Source organism: Sorangium sp. So ce375 (assembly GCF_051473855.1).
In the GTDB taxonomy this organism is placed as follows: domain Bacteria; phylum Myxococcota_A; class Polyangia; order Polyangiales; family Polyangiaceae; genus Sorangium.
Genome location: NZ_CP150335.1, coordinates 13,087,749 through 13,094,084, shown reverse-complemented (window position 1 = coordinate 13,094,084; position 6,336 = coordinate 13,087,749). Strand labels below are relative to the sequence as shown.

Annotated in this window: 6 protein-coding genes; all 6 read left to right on the top strand. The window is 72.5% G+C overall.

Going from position 1 to position 6,336, the window contains the following annotated elements; genetic code table 11:
* Window positions 1-877 precede the first annotated feature (877 nt).
* The gene (locus WME90_RS48725; RefSeq protein WP_437278970.1) at window positions 878-1,873 is read left to right on the top strand and encodes a hypothetical protein; all 996 of its coding nucleotides are present in this window, start codon (window positions 878-880) and stop codon (window positions 1,871-1,873) included.
* A 115-nt stretch (window positions 1,874-1,988) separates the two neighbouring features.
* Window positions 1,989-2,585: a tRNA isopentenyl-2-thiomethyl-A-37 hydroxylase MiaE gene (miaE, locus tag WME90_RS48720; protein WP_437278969.1), complete on the top strand. Its 597-nt coding sequence runs from the start codon at window positions 1,989-1,991 to the stop codon at window positions 2,583-2,585.
* A gap of 5 nt (window positions 2,586-2,590) precedes the next feature.
* The gene (locus tag WME90_RS48715) at window positions 2,591-4,048 is read left to right on the top strand and encodes a hypothetical protein (protein ID WP_437278968.1); all 1,458 of its coding nucleotides are present in this window, start codon (window positions 2,591-2,593) and stop codon (window positions 4,046-4,048) included.
* A 201-nt stretch (window positions 4,049-4,249) separates the two neighbouring features.
* Window positions 4,250-4,732: an ATP synthase F0 subunit B gene (locus WME90_RS48710; protein ID WP_272097039.1), complete on the top strand. Its 483-nt coding sequence runs from the start codon at window positions 4,250-4,252 to the stop codon at window positions 4,730-4,732.
* Window positions 4,729-5,721 (top strand): F0F1 ATP synthase subunit B family protein, encoded by a 993-nt coding sequence (locus tag WME90_RS48705; protein ID WP_437278967.1) that lies wholly within the window; start codon window positions 4,729-4,731, stop codon window positions 5,719-5,721. The genes WME90_RS48710 and WME90_RS48705 overlap by 4 nt, the downstream gene beginning before the upstream one ends.
* Window positions 5,718-6,260, top strand: a complete 543-nt coding sequence (gene atpH, locus WME90_RS48700) for an ATP synthase F1 subunit delta (RefSeq protein WP_437278966.1) — start codon at window positions 5,718-5,720, stop codon at window positions 6,258-6,260. Before WME90_RS48705 ends, atpH begins: the two co-directional genes overlap by 4 nt.
* Window positions 6,261-6,336: the final 76 nt, after the last annotated feature.

The following is a 6,336-nucleotide window of genomic DNA, read 5'->3' as shown; positions in this document are numbered from 1 at the left end:
CGCTGCTCTGAAGTCCGCTCCACGAAAATAGGTTTCGGGGGCGACCGAAACGACCGTCGCCCCCAACTTATCCACAGGTCTCACAGCGAGGACTCGCCTCTAACTTCTGGAGATCTCTATGTTATTCTGAATGTAATCGAAGGGCGTGTCGACTTTTCAACAGTCCGCCCACGGCCACTTCGTCCTCGGAAGCTCGTCCGCATGCCCCCGCGGCGTGCGGAGGGACAGTACAGCCCTCCTGTACCGGGCCCGGCTGAGGCCGAGCACGCCGTTCGAGGTGGGGGTACAGCCGTCGCGTCGAGGTCCATCGCATTGGAAGACAGATCGGCACAGCCGTCCCCCATACCGCCTCACAGAGCTCGGTAACCCGCAGCGCCTCTTTCAAGGCCACCCTTTTGGAGGACCCGGTGCGGCACGGAACCGCCCCGAGGACGAATCCGAGGTAGCACCGGGTGAGTCCGGGCGTCTATCCCCAACTGCGAAACATGGCTCAAGTATCCGATAATATTATTATAAATTCAGTCCCTGACGCACTGCGAAGCCTGCTTCGCGTCAGCCGAGCTCTGGCCTTCGGACACGAGGCGCCAAAACTCCCGACGCGGGGCGGTGATTTTTACGACGCGCTCACGATTGCAGAGCAAAACCCGCTCATCTCGCCGTCAAGAGGCTAAACATGGCGGGTTTTCCAGCTTTCTGAGGAAGACGGAGTTCGTCCAGCACAGAGCGACCTGGACCGAGCGGTTTTCAGGAGCCGAGAATTTGCCCCCGAGGTCCAGGTGTGCGGTATGGCGAGGCAATGCCGTCGGGGATCCGGTTGACAAGGGGGGCACTCCTGGCGCAGCGGTCAGAGCGGTCGTCGGGCCGGGCGGCGGCCGCCGTGCGGGCCGGGGCCTTCTCGGCGGCAGGCGCGCTCCTGCTGGCGGCGGCCGCGGGGCCGGCGGCGGCCGATGAGCTGCCGCCCCAGCTCGCTTACTCCTATGGAGAGAATGAGACGCCCCGCATCGCGGCCTTCGGGGGCGCGCTGCGCGCCCTCGGGAACGGGACGTCGGCCGTCTTCCTCAACCCGTCCGCCATGGTGGAGACCCGCGTCTATCACCTCCAGGGGATCTTCCAGGGGAGCCCGGAGGCCGGCCGGCACGCCTACGGCGGCGTCGTCGTCGACTCGGTCACCGGCAAGCTCGCCGGGGGGCTCTCCTTCGTCGGCGGCTTCGTCGACATGGACGGAGGCATCGCGCGCTCCTACCTCGACGCGCGGGCAGGCCTCGCCTACCCCGTCACCGAGCGCGTCTTCGTCGGGCTCGCCGGCCGCTACGCCAAGATCACCCAGGAGGGGACGCTGCGCGAGGGCGGCCTCGGCGACAGCTCCGTCTCGGGCGGGCTGCGCGCGTGGGAGAACGGAGCGGTCGTCGGCCGGCACTCCCTCGTCGACGGGTTCACGTTCGACGCCGCGCTCACCGTCAAGGCGACCGACAGCCTGCACATCGCGGTCGTCGGACAGAACCTCACCTACCCGGACAACGGGCTGCTCCCAACGACGGTCGGCGGCGGCGTCGGGTTCGGCACCGCCGACTTCTCGATCGAGGTCGACGGGCTCGCCGACTTCAACTCCTACCGCGACACAACCTTCCGCTTCATGGCCGGCGGCGAGTACCTCGTCGCCGATCACTTCCCGCTCCGCGCCGGCTACCGTTTCGACCAGGGCGCCGATCAGCACGCGCTGTCGCTCGGCCTCGCCTACGTGGGGACCCAGTTCGCCATCGAGGGCACCGTGCGGCGGGCGCTCGCCGGCGGAGGACCGACCACGTTCGTTGTCGGGCTCGCGTACCACCTGGAGTCGAGCGGTCTGACGCGCGCGTCGTCCGAGGGCTTCTAGCTCCGCCCGCCTCCAGACCGACACCTCGCCGCGGCGCGACGGTGCGTCGCCGCGTCCACCTCGGAGGCCGCCTCCCCCTTCTCGCCGCGCCGCGCCTGCTCTAGGTCGGCCCTGCGTGCTGTGCCTGACCCTCCCGACCGATCCACGCTGGGCTGACGTGGCGCTCGCCGACCTGCCGGCGCTCCTGACCGACCACGCCCACTGCGAGATGAAGGCGGCGTCGAACGCCCTCTCCCTCGCCGCGCGCTGGCCCTCGCTCCCGCGCCTCGCGCGGGCGCTCGTCGACCTCGCCGAGGAGGAGCTCCGGCACTTCCGCGCGCTGCTCGACGTGATCGAGCAGCGCGGCCTCGCGCTCGGCAAGCCGGAGACCGACGTCTACGCGAGCGAGCTGCGCAAGGCGGCCTCGAGCACCTGCGCGCGCAACGCGAAGGCCGCGCTCATCGATCGGCTGCTCGTCGGCGCGATCATCGAGGCCCGCTCCTGCGAGCGCTTCAGGCTGCTCGCCGACGGGCTCGCGGCGCGCGAGCACGAGCTCGCGCCGCTCTACGAGGAGCTCTTCGCGTCGGAGGCCCGGCACTACCGGACGCTCGTCGACCTCGCCGTCGAGGTCGCCGGCGACGAGCGAGCGACAAGGGACCGGCTCGCCGAGCTCGCGCGCGCCGAGGGCGAGATCGCCGGGCGGCTCGGGACGGCACCCGCGGTGCACGGGTAGGTGACATGGAGATCGATCTGATCCGCCTCGACCGCGACGTCGCCCGCGCGGAGCGCGCATGGCGCGCGGCGCTCGGCGACCTCGCCCGGCGCGGCCCGGCCCCGCCGGCAGCAGACCAGGATGGCCCGAGCGCCGCCGAGGCGAGGGCCCGGCTCGAGAACCCGCTCGACCCTCTCCGGCGTGTCAGCTCGCGGACGACCTACCTCGAGCTCACCGGCAAGACCCCGGGCCTCGGCGCGGAGCTCGGGCTCGCGAGCCCCACGTCGCCCGCCGCGCCAGACCCGACCGGCCTCGCGGCCCCCCTCGCCGACTGGGTCTACACGCTCACGCTGGAGCGCGTCGTCTGGGCCGACCGCGTCCGGCTGGCCGCGGCCTGGCACGCCGCGTCGCTCACGATCGATCTGCCTGAGACGGCGCAGCTGTCGCCCTACGAGGCTCGGCTCAGGCTGCTCGCCGACCCGACAAGCGCCGGACGGCAGCTCTTCGCCGAGGCGCTCGCCCGCGGATCCGGCGCGGTCGCCGACGCTGCCCGCATCCTCGTCGAGCGGAGGCACGAGGCGGCGCGGCGGCTCGCGGAGGAGGACCTCCGCGCGATCGAGATCCCCTGCGATCCTCCGGGCGGGGCGCTCGCTGCCGCGGAGGCGCTGCTGCGCCGGACCGAGCCGGTGATCGAGCTCGAGCCGACCTGGCACGCCGCGCTCGGGCGCGCCGTGGGCCGCGACGCCGCGTCGGGGTGGCCGGCGCGGCTCGGCCCACGGTGGATCGAGGAGCTGTTCCGCGCGACGAAGCTCACCGAAGGCCTCGCGATCGATCTCGGACCGCTGCCCCGGCCGCTCGGCGCGGCGTCGTTCGCGCGCGCGCTCGCCCGCTTCGGCGCGGCGCTCGCGCGCGCGTCTGCTCGAGCGCGCGGGCCGTTCGCGCTCTCCCACGCGCCGTTCGATCTCCGGCAGGCGCGCCGCGCCGCGCTCTTCGGCGGCCTCGTCGCCGATCCGGTCTTCTGCGCCCGCGCGCTCGGGCTCGGCCGTGGCCGCGCGCTCGATCAGGCGCGCGCCACCGCCCGCAGCCTCGTCCTCTCGCTGCGCCTCGACGCCGCGACCGTGTCGCTCGTGTTCGGCGCCGGCGTGGACGGAGGCGGACACGTGCTGCTGCGGGCCTCGCGCGACCGGAGCGACCGCTTCGAGGAGACCACCGCGCGCGCGCTCGGCGCGCCCATCCCGGGAGCGCTCGCCGGGGTCGTCCCGGCGCTCGATCCCGGCGCGGCGGTCCGGCTCGCCGGGGCGCTCCTTGCAGCGCGCGATCGGCGCAGCCTGATCGAGCGCTTCGACGAGGACTGGTTCCGCAACCCGCGCGCGGCCGAGTCCCTCCGCGACGAGGACGGAGCGACGCGCGCGCCGACGCGCGCCAGCGAGGGCGATCTCGAGGCGGGCCTCGAAGAGATGATGCGCTCGCTCGCAAGCCTGTAGCGCGCCCGTCACCCGTGAGCGACGCGCGGGTGCGTCGTGCGTCGTTAGAAGACGTGGTGTAGAGACGGGCTCGTCCGCTCTGCGAGAACCCTTCCAGCTTTGACTGACACGTGCTAGTGCCGGCTCGCGAAATCGCCCCCCGGGGGGCGTGGGGCAGCGAGCGGTTCGCGCTGCGCCGCCCTCGTCGCCGAACAAGCACCCGTGAACCCGAACGCAATGCACCCTCTCCTCGCGTCCGGCGCTAGCCCCATCGCCGTCGACTTCGATTTGACGTTCCTGGCGCAGGTCGTCCTGTTCTCGACGTTCGTCGTCGTGCTCAAGCCGCTCCTGTTCGATCCGCTGCTCCGCGTCTTTGAAGAGCGAGAGCGGCGCACCGACGGCGCCAAGCGGGAAGCGCGCGAGATGGACGAGCGCGCCGGCGAGCTGCTCACCCGCTACGAGGCCGAGATCGAGAAGGTCCGGCGCGAGGCGGGGATCGAGCGAGAGCGGCTCCGCGCCGAGACCGCGAAGATCGAGGCGCAGATCATGGCCGAGGCCCGCGCCGAGACGGCGCGCATCCTCGAGGACAGCAAGGCGAAGATCGCGGCCGAGGTCGCCCGCATGCGCGGCGAGCTCGCCGCCGCCCAGCCCGCGCTCGCGGCGGAGATCGCCGCCAGCATGCTCGGCCGCGAGGTGCGCCAGTGAAGAAGCCGCTCCGCCGCTCCTCGCTCGCGCTCGGCCTGGCCGCGGCGCTCGCCGCCGGCACGGCGCTGGCTCAGACGCAGCCGCCGGGCTCCGAGCCCGCGCTGCCCCCCGGGCACCCGCCCATCGCGCAGCCCGGGGCAGCGCAGCCGGGCTCGCCGCAGCCGATGCCGCGCTCGCGCGACATGCAGCCCGGCCGGCCGCTCGGTCCGGGCGGCCGCCAGCTCCCGCCGGGCCACGGGCTCCGGCCGCCGGGCATGCCCGGCCGCGCGCGCCCGACGCCGCCGGCGCCGGAGCCCGCGTCCCACGGGGAGGAGCACTGCCCCGGGCACGGCCCGACGGATCCGCCGCCGCACGTCAACTGGTGGCACGGCCTGATCGGCGTGAACAACGAGGCGGCCGAGAAGGGCGGCATCAACGCGCTCCTCTTCCGCTACAACAACGAGCAGAACCCCTGTGATCCGAAGAACGAGCCGCCGCCGTTCCTCGCGTCGGTCCTGAACTTCGGGCTCCTCGCGTTCATCGTCGTCCGCTTCGGGAGGAAGCCGATCGCCGAGGCGCTGAAGAAGCGCAAGCAGACGATCACGCAGGAGCTCGACAACGCGTCGCGCCTCAAGCAGGAGGCCGAAGAGCGGCTCGAGGAGTACGAGGACAAGCTCACGCGCCTCGAGGAGACGCTCGCGGAGCTCAAGGCCGAGCACGCGGCGCAGGCGGAGGTCGAGAAGGCCCACGTGCTCGCCGAGGCGGAGCAGCGGCGCGTCCGGATGCGGCGCGACGCCGAGTTCCGCGCCGAGCAGGAGCTCAAGGCGGCGCGCGCCATGCTCCTCCAGGAGGCGGTGCAGAACGCCGTCGCCGCGGCCGAGGAGCTGCTCCGGCAGCGCGTCGGTCAGCAGGACCTCGACCGAGTGAACGAAGAGTACCTGAAGGCCATCCCCGCGGCCGTCTCCGCCGGCGCGACCCGCGGAGCCCAGACCACTGGAGCAGCGACATGAGCTACGAGTCCGTCGCCCGACGCTACGGGCGCGCGATCTTCGAGATCGGCAAGGAGACCGGGACCCTCGCGGCCCTCGCCAGGGAGATCGGGGACGCCAGCGCGATGTACTCGGCGAGCGAGGAGCTCCGCCTCGTCCTCGACAACCCGCTCATCCCGGAGACCTCCCGCGAGGAGCTGCTCCGGGACATCGCCGGCCGCGCCGCCTTCTCGGAGGTGACGAAGAACACCCTCGTCCTGCTGGCGCGGCGCCGGCGGCTCGCGGCGCTGCCCGAGATCGCGCGGCAGGTCGCGCTGCTCGTCGATCAGGACCAGAACGTCGCCCGGGCCGTCGTGACGAGCGCGGGCCCGCTGAGCGACGGCTACCTCGATCGGCTCCGGGCCGAGCTCGAGAAGGCGACCGGCAGGAAGGTCTCGGTCACCCACAAGCAGGATCCCTCGCTCATCGCGGGCGTGGTCACCCAGATCGGCGATCAGGTGATCGACGGCAGCCTCCGGACCCGGCTGTCGAGCTTCCGTGACAACCTGCTCCGAACCTGAGGGGACGCGAGCGCGCACCCCTGTTTCATGATGGGTCGTGGCTCGGCGCTCGACGCCCCCTCGACCTTGACGACGT